The sequence below is a fragment of the Acetobacter oryzifermentans genome (genome assembly GCF_001628715.1).
Classification (GTDB): domain Bacteria; phylum Pseudomonadota; class Alphaproteobacteria; order Acetobacterales; family Acetobacteraceae; genus Acetobacter; species Acetobacter oryzifermentans.
In genome coordinates, this window is sequence record NZ_CP011120.1 from 524,760 (window position 1) to 540,082 (window position 15,323).

General features: G+C 55.4%; 11 protein-coding genes and 1 riboswitch. Of the genes, 6 read left to right on the forward strand and 5 right to left on the reverse strand.

The annotated features are described in order from the left end of the window. Positions 1-136: 136 nt before the first annotated feature. The 6 genes from WG31_RS02575 to WG31_RS02600 all read left to right on the forward strand — a co-directional run bounded on the left by WG31_RS02575 (position 137) and on the right by WG31_RS02600 (position 8,112). A complete protein-coding gene (locus WG31_RS02575) occupies positions 137-1,060 on the forward strand; it encodes a LysR family transcriptional regulator (protein WP_063353541.1) in 924 nt (307 codons plus the stop codon). 65 nt (positions 1,061-1,125) lie between these two features. Further along, a complete protein-coding gene (locus WG31_RS02580; protein WP_063353542.1) occupies positions 1,126-2,838 on the forward strand; it encodes a Na+/H+ antiporter in 1,713 nt (570 codons plus the stop codon). Between the two features lie 52 nt (positions 2,839-2,890). Then, positions 2,891-3,125, forward strand: a riboswitch (cobalamin riboswitch). Between the two features lie 136 nt (positions 3,126-3,261). Next, positions 3,262-5,436 (forward strand): TonB-dependent receptor plug domain-containing protein, encoded by a 2,175-nt coding sequence (locus WG31_RS02585; protein WP_063353543.1) that lies wholly within the window; start codon positions 3,262-3,264, stop codon positions 5,434-5,436. After that, on the forward strand, positions 5,436-6,347 hold the full coding sequence (locus tag WG31_RS02590; protein WP_063353544.1) for an ABC transporter substrate-binding protein: 912 nt from the start codon (positions 5,436-5,438) through the stop codon (positions 6,345-6,347). Before WG31_RS02585 ends, WG31_RS02590 begins: the two co-directional genes overlap by 1 nt. Further along, positions 6,344-7,357, forward strand: coding sequence for a FecCD family ABC transporter permease (locus WG31_RS02595; RefSeq protein WP_063353545.1), 1,014 nt, complete (start codon positions 6,344-6,346; stop codon positions 7,355-7,357). The genes WG31_RS02590 and WG31_RS02595 overlap by 4 nt, the downstream gene beginning before the upstream one ends. Further along, on the forward strand, positions 7,351-8,112 hold the full coding sequence (locus tag WG31_RS02600; protein ID WP_063353546.1) for an ABC transporter ATP-binding protein: 762 nt from the start codon (positions 7,351-7,353) through the stop codon (positions 8,110-8,112). The genes WG31_RS02595 and WG31_RS02600 overlap by 7 nt, the downstream gene beginning before the upstream one ends. Before the next feature lie 77 nt (positions 8,113-8,189). Here the strand turns inward: WG31_RS02600 and WG31_RS02605 are convergent, their stop codons facing one another. The 5 genes from WG31_RS02605 to WG31_RS02625 all read right to left on the reverse strand — a co-directional run bounded on the left by WG31_RS02605 (position 8,190) and on the right by WG31_RS02625 (position 15,205). Continuing rightward, a complete protein-coding gene (locus WG31_RS02605) occupies positions 8,190-10,439 on the reverse strand; it encodes a beta-N-acetylhexosaminidase (RefSeq protein WP_063353547.1) in 2,250 nt (749 codons plus the stop codon). Next, positions 10,436-11,422, reverse strand: a complete 987-nt coding sequence (locus tag WG31_RS02610) for an N-acetylglucosamine kinase (RefSeq protein ID WP_063353548.1) — start codon at positions 11,420-11,422, stop codon at positions 10,436-10,438. Before WG31_RS02610 ends, WG31_RS02605 begins: the two co-directional genes overlap by 4 nt. Continuing rightward, a complete protein-coding gene (locus WG31_RS02615; protein ID WP_063353549.1) occupies positions 11,422-12,354 on the reverse strand; it encodes an N-acetylmuramic acid 6-phosphate etherase in 933 nt (310 codons plus the stop codon). Before WG31_RS02615 ends, WG31_RS02610 begins: the two co-directional genes overlap by 1 nt. Before the next feature lie 22 nt (positions 12,355-12,376). Next, positions 12,377-13,843 (reverse strand): sodium:solute symporter, encoded by a 1,467-nt coding sequence (locus WG31_RS02620; protein ID WP_063353550.1) that lies wholly within the window; start codon positions 13,841-13,843, stop codon positions 12,377-12,379. A 276-nt stretch (positions 13,844-14,119) separates the two neighbouring features. Then, a complete protein-coding gene (locus tag WG31_RS02625) occupies positions 14,120-15,205 on the reverse strand; it encodes a helix-turn-helix transcriptional regulator (RefSeq protein ID WP_063353551.1) in 1,086 nt (361 codons plus the stop codon). Positions 15,206-15,323 lie beyond the last annotated feature (118 nt).

The window sequence follows — 15,323 nt, forward strand, 5'->3', positions numbered from 1 at the left end:
TCGAGGGGCGATGGATGGTGGCCCCCGTTTTTCTATTGTCATCGTATCAGCTACAATAGCCGGATAAAGCTGTATGTTCTGACAACACTTGCCAGATTTACCGAACAATAAGGCAGCCACCACAAGGCTAACGTGTATGGATAGAATAGATCTTTTTCGTATTTTTGCCCGTGTGGTGGAGGCCGCCAGTTTTACCCATGCGGCAGAAACCTTGGGCATGCCGCGCTCTAGTGTGTCTGCCGCAGTGCAACAGCTTGAAAGCCGTGTGGGTGCACGTCTGTTAACGCGCACAACCCGCTCCGTTGCCCCCACGCCAGATGGCGCCGCGTTTTACGAACACTGCCTGCGCCTTGTGGCGGATGTGGAGGAAGCAGAAAATCTGTTCCGCCAGAGCGAAAGTGCCGTGCAAGGCGTATTGCGCGTTAACATGCCCGGCCGCATTGGGCGGCTGATAGTGGCTCCGGCATTGCCCGATTTTCTGGCAACATATCCCGGCCTTTCGGTGGAACTGGGGGTAACGGACAAGGCCGTTAATCTGGTGGAAGATGGGTTGGATTGTGTGCTGCGCGTGGGCCCTTTGCAGGATTCCGGCCTGATTGCCCGCCGTATGGGGGAGTTAAAGCTGATAAACGTGGCCAGCCCGGCATATCTGCATCAGCATGGCGTACCCCAATGCCCGGCAGACCTGCTGCATGGGCACGAGGCCGTAAATTATGCCTCCCCCCAGAATGGCCGCGTGGAACAATGGGAGTGGGAAGAAAACGGCCAAACCCACATGCTGGATATACCGGGCCGTGTAACAGTAAACAGTGCAGAAGCCCTTATAGCCTGTGCGCTGGCTGGGTTGGGGATGATTCAGATACCCGCGTACGATGTGCGCTCTTATCTGCATACCGGCCAGTTGGTAAAAGTGCTGCCCAAATGGTGTGCGGCCCCTTTGCCTATGGCGTTGCTTTACCCACACCGGCGGCATCTTTCCATGCGGGTGCAGGTGTTTGCCGCATGGCTGGAGGAACTGGTGCGCCAGCAGGTTTTACGCCCTGTTTCCGCTGCTCCGTAAAGGTGGCGTGTATGTGCAGAATGCCCGTTGCATAAACGCCTAAACACGCCCAAAGAGCGCAAGCCATGTTAACCATAGAAAACATTCTGTTGCTGCTTTTGCTGGCGGCAGTTAGCAGCCTGCTTGTTGCCCTGTTTAAACAGAAGGTTCCGCAGCCGGTTGTTCTTATCATTCTGGGTGTGTTTGCGGCGTTGGCGGGCATGCATGTCAGCTTGCAGCCAGATATGTTCATGTTTGTATTTCTGCCGCCTTTGCTGTTTGCAGATTCATTCCGCATGCCATTGCGTGAGTTTTCAGAACTGCGCGGCCCCATTCTGTTTTTGGCCTTTGGGCTTGTGGTTATCAGCACGCTGGTATGTGGCTATGCTATTCATTGGATTGTGCCCGAACTGGGCTTGCCCATCTGTTTTACGCTGGCGGCAGCGCTTTCCCCCACAGATACGGTAGCTGTTTCCAGCCTTATTGAAGGGCGCAAAGTTCCCAATCGGTTGTTGCAGATTTTATCTGGTGAGGCCCTGTTTAACGATGCCTCCGGCCTTGTGTGCTTTCGCTTTGCCATGGCCGATGCCCTTACGGGGGAGTTCTCTTACAGGCAGGCTTTTGGCACGTTTTTAATGGTGGCGCTGGGCGGCTTGCTGGTGGGCGCTGCGGTGGCATGGCTGACTGTTAAGCTTAACCGCGTGCTGGTGCGTCGTGGGTATGATGATTCGCAATCCCAAATCATCTTTTTGCTGCTCTTGCCATTTTTAATGTACGCAGCGGCGGAAGCGGTGGAATGTTCGGGCATTCTGGCCGCCGTGGCAGGCTGCATGGTGCTTAAACTTTCCGGTATGATAGAGGATACCGCCACTTTTACCCGCTTACAGGCCACAACCGTATGGAACATTGTCAGCTACGTTTTTAACGCGCTTATCTTTTTGTTTCTGGGCTTGCAGTTGCCAGAATTGCTGCAACATGGCGTGGCGTTGGGCCATAAATACGATGTGGCTTTGTGGCAGGTTAGCCTGTTTGTGGTGCAAATATACGCCATTATGCTGGCCATGCGGTTTGCAGGCGTATGGACATCCGTTTTTGGCCGTTGGGTGGTGGCGCGTATTGGCAGCCTGCCGTTTGAACCCACGGGCTTTGCAGGCAGCTTGTTGCTGACATTTGCCGGGGTGCGCGGGGCCGTTACGCTGGCGGCTGTGCTCTCTCTGCCAGAAGGAGCGGATGGCACAGATGCCTTTCCCATGCGCGATGCCGTGGTGGTGGCGGCTACAGGTGTAATTGTGCTTTCCCTGCTGGCTGCCAGTGTGTTCATTCCTCTGTGCCTGCGTTTTTTGCCGCACGAAACGGTGGATAAGAATGCGCAGGAAGAAAACATGGCCCGCCAAAAACTGATACGCGCAGCCCTTGCAGTGCTTACAAAAGCGCGCACGCAGCCGCCTGCGCCCACCCCAAAGGGTACAGCACTGGCTAAGCCGGAGGGGCAAAGTGCCGCAGATGAAGCCCTGCGGCAGGAGGTGATAGACCGCCTCTACCAACTGTATCACAGCCGGTTGGAAGAGGAGGATGAAACGCCGCGCATTACGCCGCTGGATCGTAACCGGGCATTGCGCCATGCGCGTATGGATCTGGCCCTGCGCCTGCAATTGCTGCGGGCAGAACGGCAGGCCATGCGAGATATGACATCGCGCAGAGAGATCAATGACCAAACAGAATGGAAGCTCCAGCAGGAACTGGATTATGAGGAGCAGGTGATCCGCTCGCAGTCTCAGCGCCTCCCGCGGGAGGCCTAAAGCCCGCCTGCCAAACGTGGCGTGCTTTTGTTGACAAGCCACCCCCAGCCTGTAAACCACACCGCATGATGGTTTCCCCTTAGGGGAATGAAAAGGGAACCGGGTGCCCGCGCCGTTGCCTGCAATGGTTTTGCGATATTCCCGGGCTGTCCCCGCAACTGTAAGCGGCATGGATGTGCACGCACAGCGCCTTACGCGCTGGCCCACTGGAACAAACCTTTCCGGGAAGGGGTGCCACAACCGAAAAAACCGCAAGCCAGGAGACCTGCCATCAGCACACAGTTGCAGACGGGGCATGTCAGCCGGGGTGTGCTGGCAGGTTGGGCGAGCGGTTAGCCTATGGGGTGGTTTGCGCCCCTGTGGTGGAAAAAGCCGGGCCAGGTCTCGTGGCAACGCTGTTAAACCGCGAGATTGCCTAAAGCCATGCGCCTTAAAACCCTTTTGCTTACCGGCTCATCTTTGCTGCTGGTAGAAACCACCGCCGTTTGGGCGGCAGATGCCCCAACCCCCGCCACATCAACGGGCAAAAATACTGTTGCCACCAAGGCGGCAGCAACACCAGCTACCACCGTTCCGGCGCCACAAAATGCGCCTGTTTTGGCCGGGGTGGAGGGCACGCAAGCTGTGCAAGCGCGCAGCGCACAGGCGTACCCGGATTACATTACGGTTAGTGCCGCACGGCGGCCCATGCGGGCGGATGAAATTGGCACGGCCATGACGATCGTGACAGAAAAGCAGATACTCACCCAGCAGCGCCGCACGTTAACAGATATTCTGGCCCGCCAACCGGGGCTGAATGTGGTGCGTTCGGGCGGTTTTGGGGGCACCACCTCTATTTTTATGCGTGGTAACAATGCCAACGAGGTAAAAGTGCGGCTGGATGGCATGGATATTAACGATGGCAGCTCCACTTCTGGTGCGTTTGATGCCGCGCAGTTTGTAACTGATGGCATGGGCCGCATAGAAATTTTGCGCGGGCCGCAAAGTGGCCTGTACGGGGCGGATGCCATGGCCGGGGTGATTGATATAACCACCGCGCAAGGGCAGGGCAGGTTCACCCCTTTTGTGCGGGTAGAAGGTGGATCTTACGGCACGTTTAATCAGGTTATGGGCGCGCGCGGCAGTAAGGGAAAGTTCCATTACAATGTGGAGCTTTCTCATTACCGACAGGATGGCTTTCATGAAATCCCGCGTTATATCGGGCGCTATTTTGGCGCAGATAAGGAGCAGCGCCACCGGGGGGATAGAAACGATAACCGCTCCGCCAATATTCGCCTTGGCTATGATGTGACGCATAATTTTGATCTGGGGTTAACGGCCCGGCTGATCCAGAGCAATCTGCACACCTACAGCAGCTATAATATGGAAGATGAATATTACAGCCGCTTGGGATATTACGGTGATGTCAGCAGCGAGCGTGAACATACCACGCAAAATCAGGCCATTGTGCGGGGCACTGCGCATTTGTCCTCATTTGGTGGCAGGTTCGATCAGGTCATTGGTCTGGGGTATATGACAGGCCGCAGAAGCTGGACAGAAACCGGCACCACGCTGGAAGGCGATGCCTTGCAGTATGATCCCACATATTACCGCACCAGCCGTATCAAGATAGACTGGCACGGCACCGTCAATCTGGATAAATACGGATCCCTGCTTGTGGGGGCAGAGCATTTTCATGATACGTTTAATTCCAACCAAGGAAATAGCGCGCCATCTTCCACGCCGTTCAGCACCAGTGCGGGTATGGATACTACGGCAGGGTATGGGCAGTATCAGGGTAACTGGAACAAGATTTTATATGGTGCGGCCAATATCCGGTATGACGCCAATTCCCGCTACGGCAATTATGTGACGTGGCGCGTGGCTCCGGCCATTCATATTCCGCACAGCGGCACGGTTATCAAGGCCAGTGCAGGCAGTGGCTTTCATGGCCCTTCATTGTATCAGCTTTTTGCCAACCAGATTTCCACCAGCTATGCAGAAAAGGGGAACCCCAACCTGCGGGCCGAGCGCCTGATAGGGTATGATGTGGGCGTAGAACAAACCTTGGCGCATGACAAATTGCATTTTGGGGCCACATGGTATGAAAACCACGTGCGCAACCTTATCCAGTCCGTAAGTTCTTACGAAAATTATTACTCCACCTATTCCTACAATAACGTCGCCCGTGCCCGCATGTATGGCGTGGAAGCGTATCTGGATTGGAAAGCGCTGGATACGCTGGATTTCAACCTGAACTATACATGGACCCACGCGCGAGATGCCTCTACCGGGCAAGAACTCCAACGCCGCCCGCAGCACAAGTTCAATTTCAACACCACATGGCAGCCGGTGGATGGGCTCTCGCTTTCGGGCAATATTCTGTATGTCAGCGGCGCGCGTGATATGCCGGTTATTTCCGATACGTACCAGTATTGCAGCACATGCGGTAAAGACCACGGATATTTCACCATAGATCTGGCGGCCAGTTATAAAATCAACCGCTATGTAACGGTGTTTGCGCGGGCAGATAACTTGCTGAACCGCCAGTATGAAAGCCCCATAGGCTACCTTCAGCCCGGTCGCGCAGGTTATGGCGGCTTTACGCTGAATTACTGATGCAGCTTTCCGTAATCCTCCGCCGGGTGGGTATGTGTGTACTGGGTGCAGCCCTTGTGGTGCCTGCGCCGGGGGCGGCACGGGCAGAGCGTGTGGCATCGCTTAATCTGTGCACAGATCAGCTTGCCCTTATGTTGGCAGACCACAAGGATATTATAGGTCTTTCCACTTTGGCGCGGGATTGCACGGAATCTGTGTTGTGCCAGCAGGCGCAGGACGTGCCGGTGTTGCAATCCACGGCGGAAACAGTGTTGGCCGCCAAACCAGATGTGGTGCTGGCAGGCCGCTTTACAGCCCGCTTGGCCGTGCGGGCAGCAAAGGAGGTAGGGGCCAAAGTGCTTACGCTTTCCCCCGCATCCTCCTTGGCGGATATTCCAGACCAGATCATGCAAGTTGCCAATGCGGTGGGGCACCCCGAACGCGGGCGGCAGCTTGTAGCGGCATTTCAAGCCCGGTTGGCGGAACTTGCTACCACCCGCCAACTATCAGACCCCATAGCCGTGGTGTATGAGGCCAATGGCTTTGTGGTGCACGCCCATAGTTTGCCCGATGATGTGCTGGCTCATGCCGGTTTGCGTAACTTTGCCACCACGGCAGGCACGCCCCCTTTGGGCGGGCGCGTACCGCTGGAAGTGCTGTTGGCTTATCACCCCGATTTACTGGTGCGCGATCCCTCCGGCCCCGGCCATTCTCTTGCACAGGCCATGCTGGCCAACCCGGTTATGCTGGCCATGTTTGCGCCACCGCATGTTGTGGATGTGCCAGCGCGCCTTTGGCTGTGTGGGCTGCCACAAACGCTGGATGCCGTTGCCTCATTACGTCACGCGCGGGATACCATTGTGGCTGATGGCACAAAGAATTTTCAAAACCCACCCATTACGCAGCCTACGGTAAAGGAAACCCAACCATGAAGCCCTTGCGCCCCGTTGTGCTGAACACGCTGTTGGTGGTGCTGGTGGCCGTTATGGCTGTGGCCTCTTTGTGGTGGGGGGAAAGCAGCATTAACGTGCCAGCAGCCTTGGCAGATTGGTGGGCCGGTGCGCATTCCATAGGTGCGGTTATTATGGGGCAGTTGCGCCTGCCGCGTATGTTGCTGGCCCTTATGGTTGGCGGCACGTTGGGGCTAAGTGGTGCGGTGCTGCAAGGCTATTTGCGCAACCCGCTGGCTGATCCGGGGCTTTTAGGTGTTTCTGGTGGGGCAGCCCTTGGGGCTGTTTGTGTGTTCTATACAGGGCTTTTTCAAATAGCCTCGGCTTTGCTGCCTTTGGGTGGTTTGGCTGGTGCATTGGTTACGGCCACGTTGCTTGTGGCGCTGGTGGGGCGTGGTGGCGCATTGGTGCTGTTGTTGGCTGGTGCGGCAGTGAGCAGTTTTACCGCAGCCCTTACCGCACTGGTGCTGAACCTGGTGCCCAGCCCCTATGCTACGTTTGAAATCATGCACTGGCTGATGGGGTCTTTAACAGATCGCACCCTTAATGATGTGCTGCTGGCCTTGCCCGGCGTGGTGGTGGGGTGTGCCCTGCTTATGGGCTGTGGCCGCGCCTTGGATGCCCTAACAATGGGGGAGGACGTGGCCCAAAGCCTTGGTTTTCGGCTTGGTGGTGTTGGGGGCGTGCAAATGCGCGTGGTTGTGGGCACTGCATTGGCTGTGGGCTCTTGCGTTGCGGTTTCTGGCGCTATCGGGTTTGTGGGGCTGGTGGTGCCGCATTTGTTGCGGCCTTTGGCGGGGCATCGGCCATCTCGGCTTATGGTGCCAGCATTTTTGGGCGGGGCTGCGCTTTTGCTGGCGGCAGATCTGGCAGTGCGGCTTATGGCCGGGCGCACAGAATTGCAGTTGGGTGTGGTAACGGCCTTGGTGGGGGCGCCTGTGTTTTTCCACCGTGTTATCTTGTTTAGAAAACGGAACATGCTGTCATGTTAAATGTGCAGAATGTTGGGTTCAGCATAGAGGGCGTGCAGCTTCTCCAAACTGCCACTGTGCAATTTGAGGCGGGAAGCGTAACAGCATTAATAGGCCCTAATGGTGCTGGCAAAAGCACGCTGTTGCGTATTATGGCGGGCTTGTTACCCGCCACGCAGGGGCATGTGGTGTGTGATGGCGCGCCTTTGCAACAGCTTACATTGGCCCAGCGTGCGCGGCTTATGGCGTATATGCCGCAGGATGTGCAGCCATTTCCGCCCATGCCAGTGCGGGAGGTGGCATCACTGGGGCGCTTGCCTTATGGGGAATCTCCCACACAGGCCTTGCATCATCCGGCAGTGGCGCAGGCTTTAGCGGAAGTGGGGTTGCTGGAGTTGGCGGATCGCCCAGCCAGCCAGCTTTCTGGTGGAGAGCGTGCACGGCTTATGCTGGCGCGTGCTTTAGCGGTGCAGGCCCCCATTTTGCTGGCGGATGAACCCGTAGCCGCGCTGGACCCTGCCCATGCCTTGGCGGTTATGCAGGTGTTTTGCAAACTGGCGGCACGGGGCACGTGCGTTGTGGTGGTGCTGCATGATTTGTTGCTGGCCACGCGTTTTTGCAAAACCTTGGTGCTCATGCAGCAGGGCCGTATTCAGCATACCATTCCTCCTACCAGCCTAACAGATGAGATGGTGCGCCAAACTTACGGTGTTACCACGCGGCGGGTAGAAAACGCCGTTGTGCCGTGGGATTTATGCACGGCACAGCCAGAGTAAGCAGAGTAGCGTTTTTACACGTGCCCGTGCAGCCATACAGACATATGCTGCGGTAGCGCGTTTGTAAAAATGCGTTCTTAGGGCAGGGTTAATCCGCCTTCACGCGTTACCAAGGCTTCCACACCCGGTACAATACGCTGGATTAAATCCCCCGCAGGTTGGGGCGTATTGGTGACAACATGGATGGAGGATGAAGCTGCAATGTCCTTGCGCGCTGCATCCAATGTTTCCCGCGCCTGTTCACGCCATCCGGGTGTGCGCTCTGTACCCAGTGCCGCCAGCCCGGCACGGGCAAGGGCGGCCAACCGGGTAGATGCCGCTAGTGCGGGTGTAAGCGCAGCATGGCGGGCTGCAACCTGATGAAACGCGGCATCATTATCCGCCCAGATGGTGAGTTGCCGTTCCAGCTCTGGCTTGAGTTCCACCTTGCCGTTTACAAAGGCAGCAGCCTCGGCATTAAACCTTTCAGCCTCAAAGCTATCTGGGCTGGCAATGTCTGATGGGGTGTTTAAATCCTGTTCCGTGGCCGTTTGCTTATGGCGGATTTGTAAAAATTCGTGGTTATGGGCGTAATTGCGTACGGGGGAAACAGCACTTAGCAGCACACGCGGGGCTTGTGTTTCACCCGCGGCAAGGCGGTCTAGCAGGGCATCGGCATCTTCGCGGCTTTTCAGGCCCATAAGATCCAGTTTATCCTGAGTCATCGCCAGCCTGCCATACAGGGTTTGAGGCACGCAGTTTTGTGGGGTAGACCAAAACCGCTCCGCCACGGCGGCCATGCGGGGCCATAGGCGGGCATCCAGCATGTCTTCATCCACCACTTCTGTCCACAATGCGCCTTCGGCCCCCAGTATCAGGGTTTTTTGCTGCTTTGTTAGCGGGGGTACGGGGGCATCGGGTTTGGTGTCTGTGGGGGTGGCAATGGTGCCGCCGGGGCCAGTTGTTTGGGCTGCGGCCTGTGCCTCTGCGGCATCCTTGCGGGTGTCTAGCGGGTCTGTCTCATAATAGGCGGAGGCAGGCAGCAGCCTATCCAGATAATATGGGCCAGACACCACCACGGGCAGGCCTGCCTCTGCGGCTTTTACTGTGTTGGCTGGGCCGCGCCAGCTTTCTATAATGGTGTGGGGCGGCACATTGGCTGCCAGAATCTCATCCCACCCCATAACGGTTTTGCCATCGGCTTTGAGCATTTGCGCCACGCGGTTTGTAAAACTGGCTTGCAAATCAGCCGGTGTGGCAAAATGATGCGCCTGCATGTAGCGCGCAATGCGGGGTGTCAGTGTCCATTGTTTGGCCACCACCTCATCCCCACCAATATGGAATACGGGATCTGGAAACAGGGCGGACATTTCAGCATACAGCTCACGCACAAAACTGTAGGTGGCGGGGTTTGTGGGGTCTAGCGCCGCGCGGTTGATCTCGGCACGGTCTGTTGTGTTCATGGGTAGGACAGAGGCGTATTGTGGGTAGGCCAGCAGCATGGCAAAGCTGTGCCCCGGCGTATCAAATTCCGGCACAATGCGAATGCCTCTTTCTGCTGCATATTGCACCAGATTACGGATTTCGGCCTGCGTGTAATATTGCCCGTGGCTGCTGATTTTTTGCAGGCGCGGGTAACGCCTGCTTTCTACCCGAAATGCCGCGCCATCTGAAAGATGCAGGTGCAGTACATTCAGTTTTACCATTTCCATGGCATCAAGCTGCCGCTCAATAGTGGGGATGGACATAAAGTGGCGGCTTACATCCAGCATCAGCCCGCGCCATGCAAAGCGTGGGCTATCCTGAATATGCGCCTGCGCCATAACCGGGCCTGTGGCCTCACGCCGTACAAGCTGCACAATGCTGGCCAAACCATGCAGCACACCGGCAGGGCCTTGCGCCGTTAGGGTTATGCCATCTGGCCCCACATCCAGCATATAATCCTCCCGCATGGTGGGGGCGGGAAAACTGGCCTCACGCGCATACTGAATGTGGATGGGAAAAGTGTTTTGGTCTTTTCCCTTTTTTGCATTTTCTACATAAACCTCTTGCCCGGCCACTACGCTCATGCGGTTTGCAAAGCGTTGCATGGCGCGGGTTAAAAGCGGGGTAGGGGGGCTTTGCCAGATAACCTGCCATTGGGCAGGCAAGGCAAAAGCAGATCCATCCGTTTGCAGCGTACTGGGTGCGGGCATGATAACTGGCGGCTGCGGTGCGTTAAACACCGCGGGCTGCGCAGTATCTGCTCTGGCAGGGGCAAGGTTTGCGCCAAAACCTGCCAGCACACCTACGGCGCACCCGGCGGCCAGCACACGTAAGCCAGTGCGGATGGAAAACCCCTTTATCATGCAATCGCCTTTCCGTGTGTGAGATTGCGGGCAAGTTGGCAGATCCATGTGGCATCACTATGCCATCCGGCCAGTTCTGCTGCTTTTAATACCGCACCACCAATAGGGGGCAGTGTAGCGGGGTGCGGTTTTGTGCCCAACAGGGATGTGACGGTTTGCAGCACAACGGGGTTGTGCATCACGCTGCCGCCGTAGCTCCACGCCAAAGGCAGAGGAGAAGGCGGCAGGTTGCTTACCTGTTTGGCCGTTGCGTGGGCCAGTTCTGCCAGATGTCCGCCAGCGGCACGCAGTAGGGCTATGGCGTATGTTTCTTTATTCTGGGCCAATGTGTGTACGGTTGCGGCTACATCGCCCACGGCGGAACGCGGGTGCGTGCGGGTGCGCAGCCATTCTCGCAGGGCGTCTGGTGCGGTGGGGCCTGTGGTGGGCAGGTTCAGGCTAAGGAGCAACGCTTGCGCAAAAGCGGCAAAAGGCACGGAAGGATCATCCAGATACCGCGTGGCATAGCCTAGCGCTTTGCGGCCTATCCAGTAACCGCCGCCTTCATCCCCCAAAAGCCAGCCCCAGCCACCAGCGCGTGCTGTTTGCCCGTTTGCCCCCACCGCCATGGCGACAGACCCGGTACCCGCCAACACAAACACCCCCGCTTGGCCCGCAAAGGCGGCGCGGTGTGCGGTTTCCACATCATTTTCTAACCACAGCCGCACATTGGGGCCAAGGGCTGCGCGGGCCACCTGTTCCTGCTGGGCGGAGGAAGGGCGTGCGGTATCATACCCTGCCATGCCCAGCACGGCAGATTGCAAAGTGGTGCGTGGCATTTGTGCCAGAAGGTGGCGCAGGTTTTCGGCCCATTCTGGCCTATCAAATGGGTTGCAACCGGGGCCAGTAGCCTGCGCCAGTACGGTGGCATCTGGTGCTATTACCACCGCACGCGTATGGGTGCCGCCGCCATCCAGCGCCAGAATGGTGGGGTGGGCGGCCATTAGGCTGAGGCCTCTGCGGGGATTTTTGCCGCAATACGCGCCAGAGCCTTGCGCAAATGTCCGCCACACAACGTTAAAAGCTGCCGGGCCTGCGGAACATCCAACCCGTGGCGCAGTAGTACAGCCAGCTTGATACTGCCGTTGGCGTGTTGCAGGGCATCTTCTGCCTGCGCTTGTGTGCAGCCCGTAAGATGGCGCAACATGCGGTGTGCGCGCCGCACCAGCTTGGCGTTAACAATACGCATATCTACCATCTGCCCGCGCCATGTATGGCCCAAGCGGATCATCAACGTGGTGGACAGCAGATTAAGGGTTACTTTTTGCGCCGTACCGGCCTTCATACGGGTGGAGCCTGCCACCACTTCTGGCCCGGTTTGGATCAGCACCGGGTATTCAGTATTCAAAAGGCGTGTGTTTGGGCTGCATGACATACCAATGCACAGACTGCCTGCACCCTTGGCAGTTTCCAGCGCAGCGCAGGTATAAGGCGTGCCACCGCTGGCCGCCACGCCAATAACAACATCCTGCGCGGTGGGGGCATGGGCATTTATGGCGCGGCGGGCTTCGGCTTCATCATCTTCTGCCCCTTCAACGGGGTTAAATAGCGCGGCATCACCGCCTGCCAGCATGAGCACCAGCCGCTCAGCAGGCCAACCATAGGTGGGAATAAGCTCTACCCCATCTTGCAACCCAATACGGCCCGATGTGCCTGCGCCCACGTAAAACAGGCGGCCTCCGGCCTCTAACCGCGGTACGGCGGCTGTAATGGCGGCTTCCAGTTGCGGCAGGGCGGATTTTACAGCGGCAACGGCCCCAAGCTGGCTTTCCAGCAGGGCTTCCAGCACCGTGCCTGTAGGCCATATGTCCAGATCTGTGTAGCGGGCATCCAGCGTTTCTGTATGGGCAAGCGGAACAGAGGCAGGCTGGAGCATAACTGGAACCCTTTGTATAAAACTAATGGCGTATTTTCTTTTGTATCACATAGCGCAGGCCGACCAGTCCAAACAGTGTGATCATGCCCAGCACAATCAGCCAGACAAAAGCCAGCGGTTTGCCGTGGGGGTGCAGATACATCATGGCCAGCACCATAAGCGGTATGCTCAGGCCAAAGGCGGGGGCCAATATGCGCGCCTTTAGGCCCGGCCATGCCATGCCCGCTATAAAGCTGGCCAGCATGGGGCCATACCCACATGCGGCAATAGAAAGCCCAACCAGCACGGCAGATTGGCTGCCCTGTGCAAACATGCCCGCACACACCACCAATGCCACAGCCCAGAACAAGGTAACAACCCGTGCAAACCCAAGGCCGGAAAGGCCAAGTTTGCGGGCCGCCCATGCGCAGGGGGCTGCAAAATCTCCCATTGTGGCGGCTGTCATGGCGGAAAGCGTGGCGGAGAGAGACCCCATAGTGGCTGCCAGTACGCCAGCCAGCATCAGCCCCCGTAAGCCGGAGGGCAGTTCCTGCGCGATATAGGCGGGAAAAATGGCATCTGGCGTGGCAAATCCAGCGTGATGCAAGGTGGCCCCACCATGATGCACCCATAGCAGCACGCCCACGCCAGAAAGCAGCGCAAACAAAAGGCCCACTCCCACAGCGCTGCCCATAAGGGCCAGCCGTGCATCACGCAGGCAGCGGGCCGCCAATACGCGCTGTACCATAAGCTGATCTGTTCCGTGCGAGGCTACAGAAAGCACCGTGCCGCCCAAAAGAGCCGCCAGTGGCGTAAAGGAACTGGTGAAAGGTGGCGTATGGTTCAAAAACAAATCAAACCGCCCCGCAGCATATAGTGTGTGCAGCACACCCGGAGGGGCTACCTGCCACAGCAGGGCAAGGCAGGCGGCAGAGCCAAACAGATACAGCCCGAACTGAATACTGTCTGACCACACAACAGCGCGCAGGCCACCGCACAGCGTATAAAACAGCGTAACCAGCATAATACCGCCCAGCAATGCAGCATGGGGCAGGCCCATATGTGCGGCATCCAACATAGCCGCCAGAGGCAACATGCCTGCAAACAGACGTACAGCTTCCGCCAGCAAGCGTGTGATTAAAAATGTAGAGGACGCCATACGTTGCATTGAAGCGCCAAAGCGCTGGCCCAGCCAATCATACGCGCTGAGCATTTTGCCTGATTGATAAAGGGGCAGAAACTTCCAGGCCACAATGGCGCGGCCTATCAGATACCCAAGGGCCAACCCCACAAAAACCATGCCGCTGCCATAGGCAATGCCGGGCACGCTGATAAGCGTAAGGGTAGAGGTTTCTGTTGCTACAAGGGAAAGGCAGAGTGCCCACCACGGCAGATCACCATGCCCTTCAAGGTATGCTGTGGCGGAGGTTTGGCGGCCAGCAAGCCCCAGCGCCAGAAGGGGCAGGGCTGTAAGGTACGCCAGCATGACCAGCAGATCGGCAAATGTCATATCTGGCGTAAGGGTTTTGGCATGATAGGGCGACGCTAAAAACTATTTTGGAAGAAGAAACAGTGCCAGCGTAGTTTTGCCACCATGAAAGATCAACAGCTTAGGCGCATGATTTCTTGCGTGGGAACTGGAGAAAAGGGCCGCCTTGGCGTGAGATGAAATTATCAGGCACCATATCTGCCTGTCCGGTTTGGCCATGTATGGGTTTGTGGCGCTGTTCCAGAACAGAATCACGCTGTTTTTTACAGGTAGGGGTTTGATGTTATGCGGCTATAATTATGGCAAACAATCTATGTCCTTTATGAAGGAAGCAAGCTTGACCTGACTGTTAATATCCAGACGAGTAAAAGCCTCCTTAATAGTTTGTCTGGCTGTGCCTTCAGTAATATTAAGCGTTTTAGCTATCTCCTTTACAGGAAGCCCATTGGCAATCATGCAAGAAATTTTGGATTGTGCAGGAGAAAGAAAGAAGTTTTTAAGTATTTTTTCTGTATTCTTATTGATATGGCAATCATGAATAATAAGGAACTTTGGGAAAAGAAGAGAAATATCCTGATTGTTTTTTTTAATGTTGTTGAAAAAGCCGATTTTCGCAATAAATTTTTTCTGTGATTTTGTTGAGAACGTAACATATGTATCTTTTTCAGTGGAGTTTAACAATTTTTCTATTTTTATTTTAGAATCTTCATACTTATTTTTGATTCTATTGTTTATAATAAAAATACCATATTGTTCCATATCTATCATCTTATGGTTTGCAAATAAAATATTGTTTTGTTTATCAAAAATGGCAATAGCATACGGCATATTGTCGATAAGGCATTGAAAGCAATCTTTTGTGTTTTTGTTATAATAGAAGTTATCCCCTATATTTATAGCCTGTATAATATGGGGAATAAGCGTGATCAGCTTTTTTTTGGATGTTGAAAGGGTATCGGCTGGGGCGTCGATTGGGTTTTGTATGGATAAAAGAAATTTTTTACCGCGAAAATTTTCAAAAAGGCAATTCTGTAGCCTGCGGACGCCAAAATCTTTGAGATATTCCTGATAAAATGGAGAGTGATCAAGCTCCTTATCTGTTAGAAAACTATCGTCTATATAACAAAAATCTCCGGGCATACTTTGGGGTTTGTATGATCTTAGCGGAGATTTTCCGCTCCATTGAGAGTAATAAAGTAAGTCAGATTCTTCGTTTTTGCTGCTTCCATAACGCCATTGAACACAATCCGGGTCTAAAGGAACCAGTGCTGCCCCACTTTCATTGCTGCCGTTACAGTATTCTGCAATAGTGGCGAGTGATTTTTTCCATAGACTTCTATTGTCAATAGTTGCGTATATATTTTTTATTATTTCTGAAAGCATGTCTGTGAATATCCATTTTTGAGTAATACTTACTCAAAGAGTACACGGTTGCCCTCAACGGCACGCGCACAATAAGTTAATGCGATACAAACGCAATATACCATTTGGTATGATTATT